This is a genomic window from Leclercia sp. UBA1284, from assembly GCF_002308415.1.
Lineage (GTDB): Bacteria > Pseudomonadota > Gammaproteobacteria > Enterobacterales > Enterobacteriaceae > Enterobacter > Enterobacter pneumoniae.
Genome location: NZ_DBUS01000002.1, coordinates 1 through 18464 on the forward strand (window position 1 = coordinate 1; position 18464 = coordinate 18464).

The following is an 18464-nucleotide window of genomic DNA, read 5'->3' on the forward strand; positions in this document are numbered from 1 at the left end:
GAAGGATGGGCTTTTTGCGTTTTTGCGTTTTTGCGTCTATGAACCTGCACACAAAGATATCCCCCTAACCCATCGCAGATACGGTAAACTATCCCGGTTTTTGCATCTGGATAGCCTCTATGAATCACTCCCTTAAGCCCTGGAATACCTTCGGTATTGACCGAAATGCCTTACAGATCGTGCAGGCCACTGACTCTCAACAACTGCTGGCGGCATGGAATCACGCAACGCAACAAAACCAACCTGTTCTCATTCTGGGCGAAGGCAGTAACGTACTGTTCCTGGAAGATTATTCAGGTACGGTAATTATTAATCGCATTTCCGGGATTGACGTTGAAGAGACGCCAGAGCGTTGGCGTCTGCACGTGGGCGCCGGCGAAAACTGGCACAATCTGGTGCAATTTACCCTTGATAACGGCATGGCTGGTCTGGAAAATCTGGCCCTGATCCCTGGCTGTGCGGGTTCATCTCCTATTCAGAATATCGGTGCTTATGGCATTGAGCTTAAGCATGTCTGCGAATACGTGGACTGCATTGAACTGGCGACCGGGAAAGCGCTGCGTTTAACCGCAGAGCAGTGTCGCTTTGGTTACCGTGACAGTATTTTCAAACATGAGTATCAGGACAAGTTTGTGATCGTGGCGGTGGGACTTCAGCTGACAAAACACTGGCAGCCGGTACTCTCTTACGGCGACTTAACCCGTCTCGATCCTGCGACCGTCACCCCGCGGCAAATTTTTGATGCGGTTTGTCATATGCGGATGAGCAAACTTCCCGATCCTAAACAGCAGGGCAATGCCGGTAGCTTCTTCAAAAATCCGGTTGTCACCGCTGAGGTGGCAAACGCACTGCTCGCACAGTGGCCCGCTGCACCGCACTATCCCCAGGCGGATGGTAGCGTGAAGCTGGCCGCGGGCTGGCTGATCGATCAATGTCAGCTTAAGGGTACCACTTACGGCGGAGCCGCAGTCCATCGCCAGCAGGCACTGGTATTGATCAACGAAAACAGAGCGACCAGCGACGATGTTGTGCAACTGGCACATCAGGTTCGTCTGCGCGTTGGCGAAAAATTTAACGTCTGGCTGGAGCCTGAAGTTCGCTTCATTGGCGCCCACGGCGAAGTAAATGCGGTGGAGACGATCGCGTGAAAGACAATACAATTCCCTTGACGTTAATCTCTATTCTGGCCGATGGCGATTTTCACTCTGGCGAGCAACTTGGCGAGCGCCTGGGTATGAGCCGGGCGGCGATTAACAAGCATGTTCAGACCTTACGCGACTGGGGCGTGGATGTCTTCACTGTTCCGGGTAAAGGCTATAGTCTGCCGGAGCCCATCCAGTTACTGGATCAGAATCTCATCCAGGGTCAGTTAGAGGAGGGGAAGGTTGCCGTACTGCCGGTCATCGACTCCACTAACCAATATCTGCTGGACAGAATTGGCGAGCTGAACTCTGGCGATAGCTGTGTAGCTGAATACCAGCAGGCGGGCCGCGGTCGTCGCGGGCGTAAATGGTTCTCACCCTTTGGCGCTAATCTCTATCTCTCTATGTACTGGCGTCTGGAGCAAGGACCGGCTGCCGCCATGGGACTAAGTCTGGTCATCGGTATTGTGATGGCCGAGGTTCTGCAGTCGTTAGGCGCAGATAAAGTGCGTGTTAAATGGCCAAACGATCTCTACCTGAACGATCGGAAACTGGCAGGTATTTTGGTGGAAATGACCGCCAAAACTGGCGATGCGGCCCACATCGTAATTGGCGCTGGCATTAACATGATTATGCGTACGGTACAGAGCGATGTAGTAAATCAGGGCTGGATCAACCTGCATGAGGCGGGGGTAAATATTGATCGCAATACCCTGGCGGTGCAGATGATCAAAGAGTTGCGGACATCGCTGCTCAGCTTTGAACAGGATGGTTTGACACCGTTCCTGGCGCGCTGGGAAAAGCTGGATAACTTTATTAATCGACCGGTGAAATTGATTATTGGCGATAAAGAGGTGTTTGGCACCTCCCGCGGTATCGATGCACAGGGGGCACTGCTGCTTGACCAGGATGGGGCGATCAAACCCTGGATGGGCGGCGAAATCTCGCTTCGTAGCGCGGAGTAGTAAGGCAATGCGCTTCCCCTCTCTCGTAAGAGAGGGGAAGCCGTAGATTACTGCGGGTAAGGCACCCAGTCACCGGCATTCAGACGGACATACGGCTTGTTCTGATACTGAATGACCACCGCATTGGCGTTTTCAGACACTTTTGCCGTTTGCGGCAGATCTTTGATGTACTGATCCCAGTTAACGTTATCTTCAACGAAGATTTTGCCGTCCACCGCGCGGGCTACCAGTTCAGAGATGGCCAGGTAGCTTGTAGGCTGGGTGATCTCAATCGCTCCACCCTGATGTGGAGCTTTCATACCGAAGAATTTCACCCCGGCCGGCACGTTAGTAATTGAGGGGCTCGGGATATCGCGCAGGCCAGAAACCTGCATCTTATCGCCCTTCAGCGCACCGCCGTGCTCGGGTACCACTACCACCATCACTTTGCGCCCGGACTTCTCCAGTTGGGTGAAGAAGGCATCCAGCTCGTCAAACAATTTCTGGGCACGCAGCTTGTAATCCGCCACTTTGCTCACGCCAGGGAAGTGGTTCCCATCATGCAGCGGCAGGGTGTTATAGAAAGTCGCACTGCGCGGGTTCTGGTCTTTCTCAATGGTCTGCATCCAGCGTTCAAGCACCGCGGTGTCGTCATACACTGGCGAACCGTCGAAGCCCAGCAAGGTCACCGGCAGCCCTTTCTGATCCATCAGCGGCGCGTGCATGCCGCCGTTTTCCTGCACTTCTTTCAGGAATCCACCGAACACGCCGTCGTGGCCCAGCATCAGGTGCTGCGTGAAGCCCAGTTTCTCCAGATTATCGAACAGGTAGCACTGGTTACCGGCTGGCTGGTAGAGATTTTTATGCGATGGCTGACCGCAGCTGGCGCGCAGTAGACGAATGGCCGCCGGGCCGCTGTAAGAGGTGGCTGAGTTGAAATCCTTGAATTGGATATCAAAGTGCGACCACAACGGATGCGACATTAGCCCTGCGGCTTCCACATCTGCCCACGACAGAGAGCAGATATTGATGACCAGCAGTTCAAACGGCTGGGCATCGGCTGGCAGTGCGTCCGGGAATTTGGTCTGGCGTTTTTCTTCGGCATTATAGAACGTAGACAGCCAGGCATTGAGATTGGCCGTCGTCGGCGGTGCCGTCTGAGCCGGTATATCACCCACCACGGCGGTGTTACCTGCTGCCGCTACCGTTGGGGCTACCGAAGCGCCGTCGGTGGTGACGGTGGTAGTGGGTTGGCCGCCTGGCCACAGGGTAAGGGCTGGGCCGGCAATGGTCAGCACGTTCAGCCAGATCATGATGGCGACAACAAACACCGTAACGCGGATCCACTGTGACAAGAACAGCCATGCGATAAACAGCACAAACAGCGCGCCAATCATCTGCAGGTTAATAAAACGTGTCACCAGGTCGAGCATATAGTCAGCGCTAAAGCCTGCAACCTGAGAACCCTGGCTCATAATACTCTGTGGACCCGGCAGCCAGGTGTCATGCCAGAAGAGGGCGAAGCCGATGGGGATCGCCACCCAGTGGCGCAGGCGATGCAGACGATACTTCGGGATCGGCATCAGCAGGAAGGCCATAAAGACCAGGTTCGGCAGGGGATGGAAATTCAGGTATCCCGCCCATAGCAGAGCGAACTTCACCAAAAAGTAAAAGTTCCAGCCAGAAAGGCCGCGCCAGTACTGCCAGAGCGGCGAAGGCGCCGAAGTCGTATAAGAAGAATTTGTCATTTTTTCGGTTTACCCTGTTGCGACGCTCTGTTCAGCGTACCGGCGGGTTTAACATAGCGAGGCTTACTAAAAACAATTCGCGCTGCATCACGGATCCGTCGTGAATAATGGCGCGTGTAATACCCTAGCGGGAAGAAGATGAGCGCACAGAGCACCACGAGCTGGATGATATCGCTGACGTTCATCATGATGGGTTCTCCACGGCATCATCCAGTAAGCGTAGCGGATGCGGAATACGCCGCCAGGCATGACCATCGTGCGTGGCGTTAAGGATCGGTTTGATATCGGTCTCCAGCGGCAGCGGTTTGTTCCAATGTTCAGGTTTAACGGCGCGCATCTGCATAATCTCCGCGGCGATCTGGTTATCTTCAAACCAGACCACCCGGTTAGAGAAGATATCGCCGGTAGGCAGCGGGAAGATATGGTTCAGGGCGGTATCAAGATCGTTTATCCGGCAGAATGATAAGAACAGGACCAGCCGGTTATCACCGATGGTCATGATATCCCCGGTACGATTTGGACGGCACAGCGTCAGCGCCTGTTCGACGCGAATGCCTGGAACCGGGCGCAGCGCCACCATCACCCCTTTATTATCAGCAGGCAGCAGCGTGTTGCTCATCATATTGCCTACCGCGTCGCAGAAGGTATCCCATTTCTGGAAGCCGCGTAGCTTCATAGGCTGGGTCATGGAGAGCAGTGTTGAAATATCTTCCGGCACGTGGCGGCTGAACTGCTGGCCCTGAATACTTTCGATAAGCGTCAGGCAACGGGAGAGCGGGGCATTCCACGGAATAACCATATTCGCACCGCAGCCCAGCAGAAGACGCTCATCGGTGGCGCGCAGGCTGGTGAGATTTTCACGCACTACGATTTTCAGGGCGCTACCACGTTGGCGGCGTAGCGTGTGGATCTGCCGCGCAATGGTATCAATTTGGTTGTTCTGAGTCAGCGAAAAGATGATGGTTGCCGCCTGGGTGGAGCGGGCTTCGTTGAATAGCGCTTCGTTATTCTCAAATAACGACCAGTGTTCTGACAGCGGCGGTGCGCCTTCCAGTACCGAGACGTTACTAAGGATCCGTTTCTCATCGCTGCGAGGCTGCACCACCGCCTCTTCCTGCTGCGTAAGGTGCCAGGCATTACCCTGACGGGAAAGCGTTAATTGCTGACGAGCACTTACCCCTTTTTCATTGCACCAGAACGCAACATCGTAAAGATGAATGTCGGTTTGATAGCGCAGACTGGCAAGGCCGAACAGCGAACGGTATTCCCCCATTAATAATGAGAATTGCTTGTCATTATTCGTACCCGGACTCAGAACCAAAAGGGTACAATTGTAAAAGCGCGCCCATTTATTCATTTTTTCCAGCCAGCCGCGCAATTTATCAACCGGAATATTTAACCAGGCGTTATTTGTACATTTAAGGACAATTAAATAGTGATCGGGATCGAGGTTGCACTGGATGTCACGCGGCAAAAAGTAGAGACCCTTCTCTGTTTCCGGCATGGAAAATAGACGAACCGTATCCGGGCCGCCATTTTCCTCCAGCCTGACAATCGATTTAGGATCGTCGCCCATCGTAATAACCGCGACTTTGGCGCGCGCATCCTGAGCAGAAACTGTTTGATTAAGAAGATGTATTGCGTCTTCGTCGCGATCGGTGTTGATCCACCAGACACCGCCTGCTGGCATATGCCGCAATTCATCCCATAATGACTGGATGCCAATAGAAAAAATGGGGTTCACGATGTCCCTCTTTGCCACTAATTTGTCTGTATTCAGTTTACTAGCGAAAGCGAAGAAATAAACCTAACATTGAAATTAAAGAACATCAGATTTAGCATGTAAATGAAATTTCTCTGGCAGGACGCCTGGCTACATCTGAGCATTAGAATTTCCTCAATGGGATAAGACGTGAATGTCTAACAATGAACCCGTAAATACGACGCTGGACTCCGGCCTCGGATACACCTTTCAAAATGACTTTCTGGCACTCAGCCAGGCTTTTTCATTGCCAGAAATTGACTACACCGATATTTCGCAACGTGAACAATTGGCTGCAGCGATTCGACGCTGGCCGTTACTGGCCGAATTTGCTCAACAAAAATAAGGGAGCCGTGAATGGCCATAGTTGGATTGCAGGGCGTGCGCGGTGGTGTGGGTACCACATCAATTACGGCGGCGCTTGGCTGGTCATTACAGTTATTAGGTGAATCGGTGCTGGTGGTAGACGCCTGCGCCGATAATTTGTTGCGCATGTCGTTTAATGTCGATTTCAGCCATACCGGCGGTTGGGGTAGAGCACTGCTGGATGGTACGGACTGGCGTGATGCCGGGCAACGCTACACGTCGCAGCTGGACGTGCTGCCTTTCGGTCAACTGACCGACAGCGAACGGGAAAATGAATATAGCCTGTATGAGACGCTGGGGCAGTTCACCACTGCGTTACAGACTTTAAAAGCGCATAGCCATTATCAATGGATTTTGATCGACTTGCCTCATGGCCACTCGCCGCTGACGCGCGCGCTGGTGGAGCTTTGCGATCACACGCTGGCTATCGTCAAGCCAGACACTAACTGCCATATCCGCCTGCACCAGCAATCTTTGCCAGTCGGCGCACGTATTCTGATCAACGACCTACGCATCGGCAGCCAGCTGCAGGACGATCTCTACCAGGTGTGGCTGCAGAGTCAACGTCGTCTGCTGCCGATGGTGCTGCATCGCGATGAAGCGATGGTTGAGTGCATGGCGTCGAAACAGCCGCTCGGGGAATACCGTAGCGACTCGCTGGCCGCCGAAGAGATGATGATCCTGGCGAACTGGTGTCTGCTGAACTTTAACGGTGACAAAATCGCCACCGGGAGCACCCCATGAATCGCCTGGGCGCCTTGCTGCTTATTCCGCCGGTACGAGCGCGTCTGAGCGAGCGTTACCGTAATTACCGTCTGCACGGCGCCTCTCCCTTCAGTGCTGCTCTGGGCTGTTTGTGGATGATTTTGGCCTGGCTTTTTATTCCCTTTGAACACCCGCGCTGGCAGCGTATTCGTGCCCGGCATAATGAACTGTATCCGCATATCGACCCTGACCGTCCGCGTCCGCTGGACCCGGCGCGTTATGCCCTACAGGCCATCTGGTTGCTGGCGACCTCGGGACGCAAAGAGAAAGCGTCGTCGCGCTGGGGCGGTATGTCGCGCTTTAAAACCCTGCGCGGGCGTTATCACCAGTGGCTGGATCATCTACCCACTCGCCTGCATAACAACACCAGTCATCTTGATTCCCAAAAGGAGCTGGGACATCTGCACCCGCGGCTGCGTCGCTTTATTCTCGGTGTGGTGGTCTTCTTCTCGCTGATCCTGGCGCTGGTTTGCATTACCCAGCCCTTTAACCCGATGGCGCAGTTTATCTTCCTGATACTGCTATGGGGCGTAGCGTTGCTGGTGCGCCGCATTCCTGGGCGCTTCTCTGCGTTAATGCTGATTGTGCTGTCGCTGACCGTCTCCTGCCGTTACATCTGGTGGCGTTACACCTCCACCCTCAACTGGAACGACCCGGTCAGTCTGGTGTGCGGCCTGATCCTGCTGTTTGCTGAAACCTATGCCTGGGTAGTACTGGTGCTGGGCTATTTCCAGGTAATCTGGCCACTAAACCGTCAGCCGGTACCGCTGCCAAAAGATACCCGCGTCTGGCCGAGCGTCGATATCTTTGTGCCGACCTATAACGAAGATTTGAGCGTGGTGAAAAACACCATTTACGCATCGCTGGGTATCGACTGGCCGAAAGACAAGCTCCAGATCTGGATCCTGGATGATGGCGGGCGCGAAGAGTTCAAACAGTTTGCCGACAGCGTAGGGGTGAATTATATCGCCCGTACCACCCACGAACATGCGAAAGCGGGCAACATCAATAACGCGCTTAAGTATGCCAAAGGCGAATTTGTTTCGATTTTCGACTGCGACCATGTCCCCACACGCTCATTCCTGCAGATGACCATGGGCTGGTTCCTGAAGGATACCAAACTGGCGATGATGCAGACGCCGCACCACTTCTTCTCACCCGATCCGTTCGAGCGCAACCTTGGCCGGTTCCGCAAGACGCCAAATGAGGGCACGCTGTTTTACGGGCTGGTGCAAGACGGTAACGACATGTGGGATGCCACCTTCTTCTGCGGCTCGTGTGCGGTGATTCGCCGTAAACCGCTGGATGAAATTGGCGGCATTGCGGTAGAAACGGTGACTGAAGATGCGCACACCTCCCTGCGCTTGCACCGTCGGGGTTACACCTCCGCCTATATGCGTATTCCGCAGGCTGCTGGGCTGGCGACAGAGTCGCTCTCTGCGCATATCGGTCAGCGTATTCGCTGGGCGCGCGGCATGGTACAGATCTTCCGTCTTGATAACCCGTTGTTTGGCAAAGGGCTTAAGTGGGGGCAGCGTCTTTGCTATTTAAACGCCATGTTCCACTTCTTATCCGGGATCCCGCGCCTTATCTTCCTGACGGCGCCGCTGGCCTTCCTGCTGCTGCATGCCTACATCATTTACGCCCCGGCGATCATGATCGCGCTGTTTGTACTGCCGCACATGATTCACGCCAGCCTGACCAACTCGCGCATTCAGGGCAAGTATCGCCACTCGTTCTGGAGTGAAATCTACGAAACCGTACTCGCCTGGTATATCGCCCCGCCAACCATGGTGGCACTGATCAATCCGCATAAAGGGAAATTCAACGTTACGGCGAAAGGCGGGCTGGTGGAAGAGGAGTATGTGGACTGGGTGATCTCCCGGCCTTACATCTTCCTGGTGCTGCTTAATATTGTCGGTATCATCGCCGGTGTCTGGCGCTATTACACCGGGCCTGAGAACGAAGTGCTGACCGTGTTTGTGAGTATGGCGTGGGTCTTCTACAACCTGATCATTCTCGGCGGCGCGGTGGCGGTTTCGGTGGAAAGTAAGCAGGTGCGTCGCGCCCATCGCGTCGAAATCGCCATGCCGGCTGCTATCGCCCGTGAAGACGGTCACCTCTTCTCCTGTACCGTACACGACTTCTCTGACGGCGGCCTGGGCATCAAGATCCACGGCCAGGCGCAGGTGCTGGAAGGGCAGAAGGCTAATCTGCTGCTTAAGCGCGGCCAGCAAGAGTATGTTTTCCCAACCCAGGTGGTGCGCGTACTGGGCAACGAAGTGGGTCTGCAGTTGATGCCGCTGACGAAAAAGCAGCATATCGATTTTGTGCAGTGTACCTTCGCCCGTGCCGATACCTGGGCGCTCTGGCAGGACAGCTTCCCGGAAGATAAACCGCTGGAGAGCCTGCTGGATATTCTGAAACTGGGTTTCCGTGGCTATCGCCACCTTGCCGAATTTGCTCCATCGTCCGTGAAAGTGATTTTCCGGTCAATTACTTCGCTGGTTTCCTGGGTTGTGTCGTTTGTTCCTCGCCGTCCTGAGCGTGGCGAGGCGGTACAGCAAGCAGACCCGGTTATGGCTCAACAATGATGATAATGCGATGAAAAGAAAACTATCATGGATTAGTGCAGTGGCGGTCGGGATGAGTGCGCTCCCCTCCTTTATGGTCTCGGCGGCACCGGAGACGACTCCTGCGCCAACGGTACCTGTTGTTGCAGCCCCCGCTGAGCCGGCAGCCACCGCCGCGCCGGGGCAAACGGAAGCGGTGATCCCGAATCAACCTACAACGGGCCAGACGCTACCGCCGTCGGACGCGCCAGTAGGCCGGGTCATGCCTGGCGTGCAAGGTGCCGATGCGCCGATTGTCGCCGACAGCGCACCGTCACGCGATGTGAAGCTCTCCTTTGCTCAGATCGCGCCACCGCCGGGTAGCATGGTGTTGCGCGGTATTAACCCGAACGGCGGTATCGAGTTCGGCATGCGCAGCGACGAAGTCGTCTCTAAGGCGTTGTTGAACCTTGAATACACCCCCTCTCCCTCGCTGTTGCCGGTACAGTCACAGCTGAAGGTTTATCTGAACGATGAGCTGATGGGCGTCCTGCCGGTGACCAAAGAGCAGCTAGGCAAGAAAACCCTGGCGCAGTTGCCGATCAACCCGCTGTTTATCAGTGACTTCAACCGCGTGCGGCTGGAATTTGTTGGCCACTATCGTGACGTCTGTGAAAACCCGGCCAGCAGTACGCTGTGGATGGACGTGGGGCGTAGTAGCTCGCTGGATCTGACCTATCAGTCGCTGGCGGTGGCTAACGATCTTTCGCGCTTCCCGGTGCCGTTCTTTGACCCGCGCGACAATCGCCCGCTGAACTTACCGATGGTCTTTGCCGGTGCGCCGGAAATCGAACAGCAAAAAGCGGCATCGATTGTCGCCTCCTGGTTCGGTTCTCGCAGCGGCTGGCGCGGCCAAAGTTTCCCGGTCATCTATGACAAACTGCCAGACACCAACGCGATCGTCTTCGCCACGAACGCCAGTCGTCCGGCGTTCCTGCGCGATCATCCTGAGGTGAAAGCGCCGACCATCGAGATGATGAGCCATCCGAACAACCCGTACGTGAAGTTGCTGGTGGTAATGGGTCGTGATGACAAAGACCTGCTGCAGGCGGCGAAAGGGCTGGCGCAAGGTAACGTGCTGTTCCGTGGTAATAGCGTGGTGATTAACGATGTGAAACCGCTGCTGCCGCGTAAGCCATACGATGCGCCAAACTGGGTGCGTACCGATCGCGCGGTCACCTTTGGCGAACTGAAAACCTATGAAGAGCAACTGCAGGCCACCGGTTTGCAGCCCTCATCCATTAGCCTGTCGTTAAATCTGCCGCCAGATCTCTATCTGCTGCGCAGCAACGGCATCGACATGAATCTGAACTACCGCTATACCGCGCCGCCGGTGAAAGACAGTTCGCGGATGGATATCAGCCTGAACAACCAGTTCCTGCAATCCTTCGCGCTGACCAGTACGCAGGATGCGAATCGTCTTCTGCTGCGTCTGCCGGTTCTGCAAGGGCTGCTGGACGGTAAAACGGATGTTTCGATTCCGGCGCTGAAACTGGGTGCGGTAAACCAGCTGCGCTTTGATTTCCAGTACATGAACCCGATGCCGGGTGGTACGGTTGAAAACTGTATTACCTTCCAGCCAGTACAGAACCATGTGGTCATTGGCGATGACTCCACCATCGACTTCTCGAAGTATTACCACTTCCTTGCCATGCCGGATCTGCGCGCATTCGCCAACGCCAGCTTCCCGTTCAGCCGTATGGCTGACCTCTCGGAATCGATTGTGGTAACGCCGAAAGATCCGAACGAAGGCCAACTGACGACGCTGCTGGATGCCATGGGCTCCGTCGGTGCGCAAACCGGGTTCCCGGCGCTGAACTTCACGCTAACCAGCGATGCCAGCCAGCTACAGGGTAAAGATGCCGATATCCTGCTGGTAGGGGCGATTCCGGATGCGTTAAAAGATGACAAGCGCGTTGATCTGCTGGTGCAGGCGACAGAAGCCTGGGTGAACACCCCGCTGCGCGAAAGTTCTTTACCGAGCATTATGCCGGATGAGAGCGACCGTCAGGCTAACGCCCGCGCGGAAGTCTCTTCCACCGGCCCAATGGCCGCCGTTGTGGGGTTCCAGTCGCCGTATAACGACCAACGCAGCGTGATTGCCCTGCTGGCAGACAGCCCGCGCGGCTATGAACTGCTGAATCAGGCCATGAACGACAGCGGCAAACGTGCGGCGATGTTTGGCTCGGTATCGATCATCCGTGAGTCTGGCGTCAATAGCCTGCGCGTGGGGGATATCTACTACGTCGGTCATCTGCCGTGGTTTGAACGCGTCTGGTATGCCCTGTCAAACCATCCGGTGTTGCTGGCGATCTTTGCCGCGATAAGCGTCGTACTGCTGGCATGGGTGTTGTGGCGTCTGCTGCGCATCTTCAGCCGTCGTCGTCTCGATCCGGATCATGAGTAAACCGTGATGAAGGGATTTCGCTACGGTTTGTTGGCGCTGTTTATGCTGACCGCGTGGAATCTTCAGGCCGCCTGCAACTGGCCGGCCTGGGATCGGTTCAAACAGGCTTATATCAGCGAAGATGGACGGGTTATCGATCCCAGCGATGCCCGTAGCATTACCACGTCGGAGGGGCAAAGCTACGCGCTGTTCTTTGCCCTCGCCGCTAATGACCGTAAAACCTTCGACCAAATCCTGCGCTGGACGCAGGATAACCTGGCGAAGGGCGCGTTAAATACGCAGCTTCCTGCCTGGCTATGGGGTAAAAAAGCCCCCGACAGCTGGCAGGTGCTCGACCCCAACTCCGCCTCGGACGCTGATATCTGGATCGCCTGGTCGCTGCTGGAGGCCGGTCGTCTGTGGAAGGAGCAAACTTACACCGATACCGGGCGGGCGCTATTAAAGCTCATCGTTCGTGAAGAGGTGGTGAAGGTGCCGGGGCTGGGCTACATGCTGCTGCCGGGCAAAGTGGGTTTTGCGGAACAGAATTTATGGCGCTTCAACCCAAGTTATCTGCCGCCTCAGCTGGCACAATATTTTACTCGCTTTGGCGCGCCCTGGAGCACGCTGCGGGAGACCAACCTGCGCCTGCTCCTGGAAACTGCGCCGAAAGGATTTTCACCCGACTGGGTACGTTATCAAAAAAACGGCGGCTGGCAGCTCAAGCCAGAGAAAACGCTCGTCAGCAGCTATGACGCTATTCGCGTCTGGCTGTGGGTGGGCATGATGCACGACAGCGATCCGCAAAAAGCGCGGTTGTTGGCACGGCTGAAACCGATGGCAACCCTTACCGCTAAAAAAGGGATACCGCCGGAAAAAGTGGATGTCGCCACGGGTAAACCGACCGGACAGGGCCCGGTGGGCTTCTCCGCTGCGCTGCTGCCTTTCTTGCAAAATCGCGATGCACAAGCCGCGCAGCGTCAGCGTGTAGCAGACAACTTTCCTGGCGATGACGCTTATTACAGCTACGTACTGACCCTCTTTGGACAAGGCTGGGATCAGCATCGTTTTCGTTTCACCGTGAAAGGTGAATTACTACCTGACTGGGGCCAGGAATGCGCAAGTTCACAATAAGTTTACTCAGTTTATCGCTCGGTCTGGCCTTACTGCCGGCCGCGCAGGCGGTGAACTCCCCACAGCAAAAACAGCTGCTTGAGCAGGTACGGCTGGGCGAGTCCACGCAGCGCGAAGACCTGGTTCGCCAGTCGCTGGATCGCCTCGAACTGATTGATCCGAACAACCCGGACGTGATGGCCGCACGCTTCCGCTATTTGCTGCGCCAGGGCGACACCGCCGGCGCGCAAAAAGAGCTGGACCGCCTGAAGACGATGGCGCCAACCTCAGAAGCTTATAAATCGTCGCGCAGCAGCATGTCTCTCTCCAGCCCTGACGGACGTCAGGCGCTGCAGCAGGCCCGTCTGCTGGCCACTACCGGCCATACCGCCGAAGGGATTGCCGCCTACGACAAGCTGTTTGCTGGCAGCCCGCCGGATGGCGATATCGCCACCGAGTACTGGACGCTGGTGGCGAAGGTGCCTGCCCGTCGCAATGAGGCGATCAACCAGCTTAAGAGCATCAATGCCAGCCGCCCCGGCGATAGCCAGCTACAGAACTCACTGGCCCAGCTTCTTTTTCAGAGTGGGCGTCGTGATGAGGGCTTCGCCGTGCTGCGTCAGATGGCGAACTCCAACAGCGGGCGTAACGCCGCGTCGTCTATCTGGTATCAACAAATTAAAGACACGCCGGTCAGTGATGCCAGCGTAAAAGCCTTACAGGATTATCTGCAGGTGTTCAGTGAAGGGGATAGCGTGGAGTTAGCGCGTACCCAACTGGCGCAGCAGCAGCAACAGCTTTCCGACCCGGCGTTCCGTGCGAAGGCGCAGGGGCTGGCCGCCGTTGAGGCGGGTCAGGGCGAGCGGGCTGTGTCAGAGTTGCAGCAGGCGGTCAGCGCGAATCATGCGGACAGTGAAGCGGTAGGCGCTCTCGGGCAGGCTTACTCCCAGAAAGGCGATCGTGCCAGGGCAGTGGCGCAGTTCGAGAAAGCGATCGCGCTCGATCCGCAAAGTGAAAACCGCGACAAGTGGGACAGTTTGCTCAAGGTTAACCGCTACTGGCTGCTGATCCAGCAGGGCGACGCGGCGCTGAAAGCCAATAACCCAGGCCAGGCCGAACGCTATTACCAGCAAGCGCGCAACACGGATAATACCGACAGCTATGCCGTATTAGGACTGGGGGATGCGGCCATGGCGCGTAAAGACAGTGCCAGCGCCGAGCGCTACTACCGTCAGGCGCTGCGCATGGACAGCGGCAACAGCAACGCGGTGCGTGGGCTGGCCAACCTCTATCGCGCCGAATCACCGGAAAAAGCGACCCAGTTTATACAATCGCTCTCTGCCAGCCAGCGCCGCAGTATCGATGATATTGAACGCAGCCTGAGCAACGAGAAGCTGGCCCAGCAGGCCGAGCAGCTCGAAAATCAGGGTAATTATGCTCAGGCGGCGGAGATCCAGCGCCGCCGGCTGGCAATGGATCCGGGCAATGTCTGGATCACCTACCGGCTGTCACGCGATCTTTACAGCAGTGGTCAGCGAAGCCAGGCCGATACGCTGATGCGCAACCTGGCCTCGCAGAAGCCGGGCGATCCGGAGCAGGTTTACGCCTACGGACTTTATCTCTCGGGCAACGATCAGGATCGTGCCGCGCTGGCACACCTGAATACGCTGCCCCAGAGTCAGTGGAACGATAACATCCGCGAACTGGGCGATCGTCTGCAGGGCAACCAGGTGCTGGAGACCGCGAACCGCCTGCGTGATAGCGGCAAGGAGCGGGAGGCGGAGGAGTTGCTACGTCAGCAGCCACCCTCGACGCGTATTGATCTGATCCTGGCCGACTGGGCACAGCAGCGCGGCGATACGGCGGCGGCAAAAGCAGTCTATGAAACGGTGCTAAAACGCGAGCCGCAAAATGCCGATGCGATACTTGGCCTGACGGAAGCGCACATCGCCGCGGGCGACAAGTCTGCAGCCCAGGCCACGCTGGCGACGCTGCCTGCCACGCCGCAGGGCGAGTCCCCTTCCATCAATATGCAGCGTCGTATCGCGCTGGCCCAGGCAGGGCTGGGTAATACCGACACGGCGCAACAGACCTTTAGCCGCCTCATTCCGCAGGCGAAATCGCAGCCGCCGTCGATGGAGAGTGCGCTGGTACTGCGCGACGCGGCCCGTTTCCAGGCGGCGAACGGTCAGCCAAAGGCGGCGCTTGAGACTTACAAAGATACGATGGTGGCCTCGGGGATCACCCCGACCCGTCCGGTGGATAACGACACTTTCACCCGCCTGACGCGCAATGATGAGCGCGATGACTGGCTGAAGCGCGGCGTACGTAGCGACGCGGGCGATCTCTATCGTCAGCAGGATGTTAACGTCACCCTGCAGCACGAGTACTGGGGCTCCAGCGGTACGGGGGGCTACTCTGACCTTAAAGCCCATACCACCATGCTGCACGTCGACGCACCGCTTTCCGACGGCCGAATGTTCTTCCGTACGGACATGGTCAATATGGACGCGGGCTCGTTCTCTACCGCAAGCAATGGATCTTTTAATCCGAAGTGGGGCACCTGTGCCAGTACGCCATGCTATGGTCACACTAGCCAGACGGCGGATGGTGCCAGCGTTGCGGTGGGCTGGGAAAACAGCACCTGGGCGATGGACATCGGTACCACACCGATGGGCTTCGAGGTCGTCGATGTTGTCGGCGGTATCAGCTATAGCAGCGATATCGGTCCGCTGGGCTATACGGTTAACGCGCACCGTCGCCCGGTCTCCAGCTCCATGCTGGCCTTTGCCGGACAGGTTGATCCCAATACCCATAAAACCTGGGGCGGGGTACGTTCCACCGGGGGCGGGGTCAGCGTTAGCTATGACAAGGGTGAGGCGAATGGGATCTGGTCTAGTCTGAATGCCGATTCCCTGACCGGCGAGAACGTGGCGGACAACTGGCGCGTGCGCTGGATGACCGGCTACTACTACAAACTCATCAATGCCAATAACGAGCGCCTGACCGTCGGCCTCAGCAATATGCTCTGGCATTACGATAAAGACTTGAGCGAGTACACGCTGGGACAGGGCGGCTACTACAGCCCACAACAGTATGTCTCCTTCGCGCTGCCCATCAACTGGCGTAAGCGTACCGAGAACTGGTCCTGGGAACTGGGTGGCTCGGTCTCCTGGTCACACTCGAAAAGCAATGACGGTAAGCGCTACCCGATTCAGAGCCTGATCCCGGTTGAACCAGGCAGATACGGCGATCGCAGTGAGCCGGAAGAGGGAAGCAGCAGCAGCGGTACCGGTTATACCGCCCGGGCTATTATTGAACGTCGTGTCACCTCCAACTGGTTTGTTGGGCTGGGGGTCGATATTCAGGAGGCGAAGGATTACACCCCAAGCCATGCGCTGATGTATGTACGCTACTCCGCCGCAGGCTGGCAGGGTGACATGGACATACCACCGCAGCCGCTTATGCCTTATGCGGAATGGTAACCAGAATAACCTTAATCGTTTTGTTAGCCTCTCTTAAATCGATTGCGATGGGGTATACTCAGGCGGCAGCGGGGTCACATCTGATTACCCCGCGTGTCGTGTTCTCTGGAGAGTCATTTTGCGTGTCAGCCGTTCATTAACTATCAAACAAATGGCGATGGTTTCCGCCGTCACTATGGTGTTTGTTTTCATCTTTTGCGTCATTCTGTTGGTTCATTCCATTCAGCAGAATCGCTACAACACGGCTACGCAACTTGAAAGCATTGCCCGTTCGGTTCGTGAACCGCTCTCTGCGGCCATCCTGAAAGGGGATATCCCGGAAGCAGAAACCATCCTTAAAGGGATCCAGCCGGCCGGCGTCGTCAGCCGGGCGGATGTGGTGTTGCCTAATCAGTTCCAGGCGCTGCGTATGCGCTTTATCCCTGAGCGTCCGGTGCCGATGATGGTGATGCGGATGGTCGAACTGCCGGTGCAAATCTCGCTCCCCATCTATTCGCTGGAACGCCCGGCAAATCCGCAGCCGCTGGCTTATCTGGTGCTCCAGTCAGACTCTTATCGCATGTTTAAATTTGTGATGAGCTGGCTATCAACGTTAGTGACTGCTTACTTACTGTTGACGCTGATGCTGACGGTGGCATTGACCTGGTGTATTAACCGACTGATTGTGCATCCGCTACGCCGTCTGGCCCGGGAACTCAATGATCTACCGGGAGAGTATCAGGTGGGTCACCAGCTGCCGTTGCCGCGCCTGCATCATGATGACGAGATCGGCATGCTGGTCCGCAGCTACAACATTAATCAACAGCGGATTTTGCGTCAGTATGACGAGATGAACTGCAATGCGACCCGCTTCCCGGTATCGGATTTACCGAACAAAGCGTTCCTGATGGGTCTGCTGGAGCAGACGGTCGCCCGCCAGCAGACGACGGCGTTGATGGTCGTGGCCTGTGAAACCTTGCAGGACACCGCCGGGGTATTGAAAGAGAGTCAGCGAGAGATGTTGCTGCTCACGCTGGTGGAAAAGATGAAATCCGTCCTCTCCCCGCGGATGGTGCTCTCTCAGGTCACGGGGTACGACTTCGTGATTATCGCCCATGGTGTGAAGGAGCCATGGCATGCCATCACATTAGGTCAGCAAGTGCTCACTGTCATTAACGAGCGGTTGCCGGTTCAGAGCATCCAGCTGCGCCCCAGCGCCAGCATTGGCATTGCCATGTATTACGGCGATCAGAGCGCCGAGCAACTTTACAGCCGGGCCTTCTCCGCCGCCTTTGCTGCGCGTCGCAAGGGTAAAAACCAAATCCAGTTCTTCGAACCCGAAGAGATGGAAAAGGCGCAGCAGCGCCTGACGGAAGAGAGCGATATCCTTAATGCGCTGGATAACCATCAGTTTGCCATCTGGCTGCAGCCGCAGGTTGAACTGAGTACGGGCCGGGTAAAAAGCGCCGAAGCGCTACTGCGTATGCAGCAGCCGGACGGCTCCTGGGAGCTGCCGGAAGGGTTAATCGAACGTATTGAAAACTGTGGGCTGATGGTGACGGTGGGCCACTGGGTGCTGGAGGAGTCTTGCCGGCTGCTCTCAGCCTGGCAGGCTCGTGGTATTACCCTGCCGCTGTCGGTCAATCTCTCTGCGCTGCAATTGATGCACCCGACGATGGTTTCAGAGCTGCTGGAGTTGATTCATCGCTATCAAATCCAGCCTGATACCCTGATTCTTGAGGTAACAGAAAGTCGCCGTATCGACGATCCGAACGAAGCGGTGGCGATTCTGCGTCCGCTGCGCAATGCCGGGGTACGTATCGCGCTGGATGATTTCGGTATGGGGTATGCGGGGCTACGTCAGCTGCAGCATATGAAAACGCTGCCGGTGGACGTGTTGAAGATCGACAAGACCTTTGTGGAAGGTTTACCGGACGACAGCAGCATGGTGCAGGCCATTATTCAGATGGCGCAAAGCCTGACGCTGGACGTGATTGCCGAAGGGGTCGAAACCGAGGCACAGCGCGACTGGCTGGCAGAGGCTGGCGTGAAGTATGGGCAGGGTTATCTCTTCGCCCGTGCCGTTCCACGCGATCTCTTTGAAGCGCATTACCTTTCTCCCCATGACACCCCCGCGTTGAATTAAAATGTTGCTGGCTTGT

General features: G+C 56.3%; 12 protein-coding genes. 9 read left to right on the forward strand and 3 right to left on the reverse strand.

Annotation, left to right across the window (positions count from 1 at the left end):
* Positions 1-119: 119 nt before the first annotated feature.
* Positions 120-1148: a UDP-N-acetylmuramate dehydrogenase gene (murB, locus tag B3511_RS00465; RefSeq protein ID WP_286758326.1), complete on the forward strand. Its 1029-nt coding sequence runs from the start codon at positions 120-122 to the stop codon at positions 1146-1148.
* Positions 1145-2107, forward strand: coding sequence for a bifunctional biotin--[acetyl-CoA-carboxylase] ligase/biotin operon repressor BirA (birA, locus tag B3511_RS00470; protein ID WP_286758327.1), 963 nt, complete (start codon positions 1145-1147; stop codon positions 2105-2107). The genes murB and birA overlap by 4 nt, the downstream gene beginning before the upstream one ends.
* 47 nt (positions 2108-2154) lie before the next feature.
* Here the strand turns inward: birA and bcsG are convergent, their stop codons facing one another.
* The 3 genes from bcsG to bcsE are packed head-to-tail and all read right to left on the reverse strand — an operon-like array spanning position 2155 to position 5578.
* Complete coding sequence (bcsG, locus tag B3511_RS00475; RefSeq protein WP_286758329.1) at positions 2155-3834, reverse strand: cellulose biosynthesis protein BcsG; 1680 nt, start codon at positions 3832-3834, stop codon at positions 2155-2157.
* Entirely contained in the window at positions 3831-4022 is a 192-nt protein-coding gene (gene bcsF, locus B3511_RS00480; protein WP_040078159.1) for a cellulose biosynthesis protein BcsF, read from the reverse strand. Before bcsF ends, bcsG begins: the two co-directional genes overlap by 4 nt.
* Entirely contained in the window at positions 4019-5578 is a 1560-nt protein-coding gene (bcsE, locus tag B3511_RS00485) for a cellulose biosynthesis c-di-GMP-binding protein BcsE (RefSeq protein ID WP_286758332.1), read from the reverse strand. Before bcsE ends, bcsF begins: the two co-directional genes overlap by 4 nt.
* 172 nt (positions 5579-5750) lie before the next feature.
* On the opposite strand from bcsE, the gene bcsR reads away from it, so the two are divergent.
* The 7 genes from bcsR (at position 5751) to hmsP (ending at position 18448) form a co-directional block, all read left to right on the forward strand.
* A complete protein-coding gene (bcsR, locus tag B3511_RS00490) occupies positions 5751-5942 on the forward strand; it encodes a cellulose biosynthesis protein BcsR (protein ID WP_040078162.1) in 192 nt (63 codons plus the stop codon).
* 11 nt (positions 5943-5953) lie between these two features.
* Positions 5954-6706, forward strand: a complete 753-nt coding sequence (gene bcsQ / locus B3511_RS00495; protein WP_212478363.1) for a cellulose biosynthesis protein BcsQ — start codon at positions 5954-5956, stop codon at positions 6704-6706.
* A complete protein-coding gene (gene bcsA, locus B3511_RS00500; protein ID WP_286758333.1) occupies positions 6703-9321 on the forward strand; it encodes a UDP-forming cellulose synthase catalytic subunit in 2619 nt (872 codons plus the stop codon). Before bcsQ ends, bcsA begins: the two co-directional genes overlap by 4 nt.
* A gap of 10 nt (positions 9322-9331) precedes the next feature.
* Positions 9332-11746, forward strand: coding sequence for a cellulose biosynthesis cyclic di-GMP-binding regulatory protein BcsB (bcsB, locus tag B3511_RS00505; protein WP_212478365.1), 2415 nt, complete (start codon positions 9332-9334; stop codon positions 11744-11746).
* Positions 11747-11752: 6 nt separating this feature from the next.
* Positions 11753-12859 carry a cellulose synthase complex periplasmic endoglucanase BcsZ gene (gene bcsZ / locus B3511_RS00510; RefSeq protein ID WP_040078167.1) on the forward strand — a complete coding sequence of 369 codons (1107 nt, stop codon included), beginning with the start codon at positions 11753-11755 and terminating at the stop codon, positions 12857-12859.
* Entirely contained in the window at positions 12841-16323 is a 3483-nt protein-coding gene (gene bcsC, locus B3511_RS00515) for a cellulose synthase complex outer membrane protein BcsC (protein WP_286758334.1), read from the forward strand. The genes bcsZ and bcsC overlap by 19 nt, the downstream gene beginning before the upstream one ends.
* A 118-nt stretch (positions 16324-16441) precedes the next feature.
* The gene (gene hmsP / locus B3511_RS00520; protein ID WP_046886824.1) at positions 16442-18448 is read left to right on the forward strand and encodes a biofilm formation regulator HmsP; all 2007 of its coding nucleotides are present in this window, start codon (positions 16442-16444) and stop codon (positions 18446-18448) included.
* The last annotated feature ends 16 nt before the right edge of the window (positions 18449-18464 follow it).

Bases quoted from the DNA above. Each gene is read 5' to 3' on its own strand.
- murB (WP_286758326.1), top strand. From the start codon at position 120: ATGAATCACTCCCTTAAGCCCTGGAATACCTTCGGTATTGACCGAAAT.
- bcsG (WP_286758329.1), bottom strand. From the start codon at position 3,834: ATGACAAATTCTTCTTATACGACTTCGGCGCCTTCGCCGCTCTGGCAG.
- bcsF (WP_040078159.1), bottom strand. From the start codon at position 4,022: ATGATGAACGTCAGCGATATCATCCAGCTCGTGGTGCTCTGTGCGCTC.
- bcsR (WP_040078162.1), top strand. From the start codon at position 5,751: ATGTCTAACAATGAACCCGTAAATACGACGCTGGACTCCGGCCTCGGA.
- bcsQ (WP_212478363.1), top strand. From the start codon at position 5,954: ATGGCCATAGTTGGATTGCAGGGCGTGCGCGGTGGTGTGGGTACCACA.
- bcsA (WP_286758333.1), top strand. From the start codon at position 6,703: ATGAATCGCCTGGGCGCCTTGCTGCTTATTCCGCCGGTACGAGCGCGT.
- bcsB (WP_212478365.1), top strand. From the start codon at position 9,332: ATGAAAAGAAAACTATCATGGATTAGTGCAGTGGCGGTCGGGATGAGT.
- bcsZ (WP_040078167.1), top strand. From the start codon at position 11,753: ATGAAGGGATTTCGCTACGGTTTGTTGGCGCTGTTTATGCTGACCGCG.
- bcsC (WP_286758334.1), top strand. From the start codon at position 12,841: ATGCGCAAGTTCACAATAAGTTTACTCAGTTTATCGCTCGGTCTGGCC.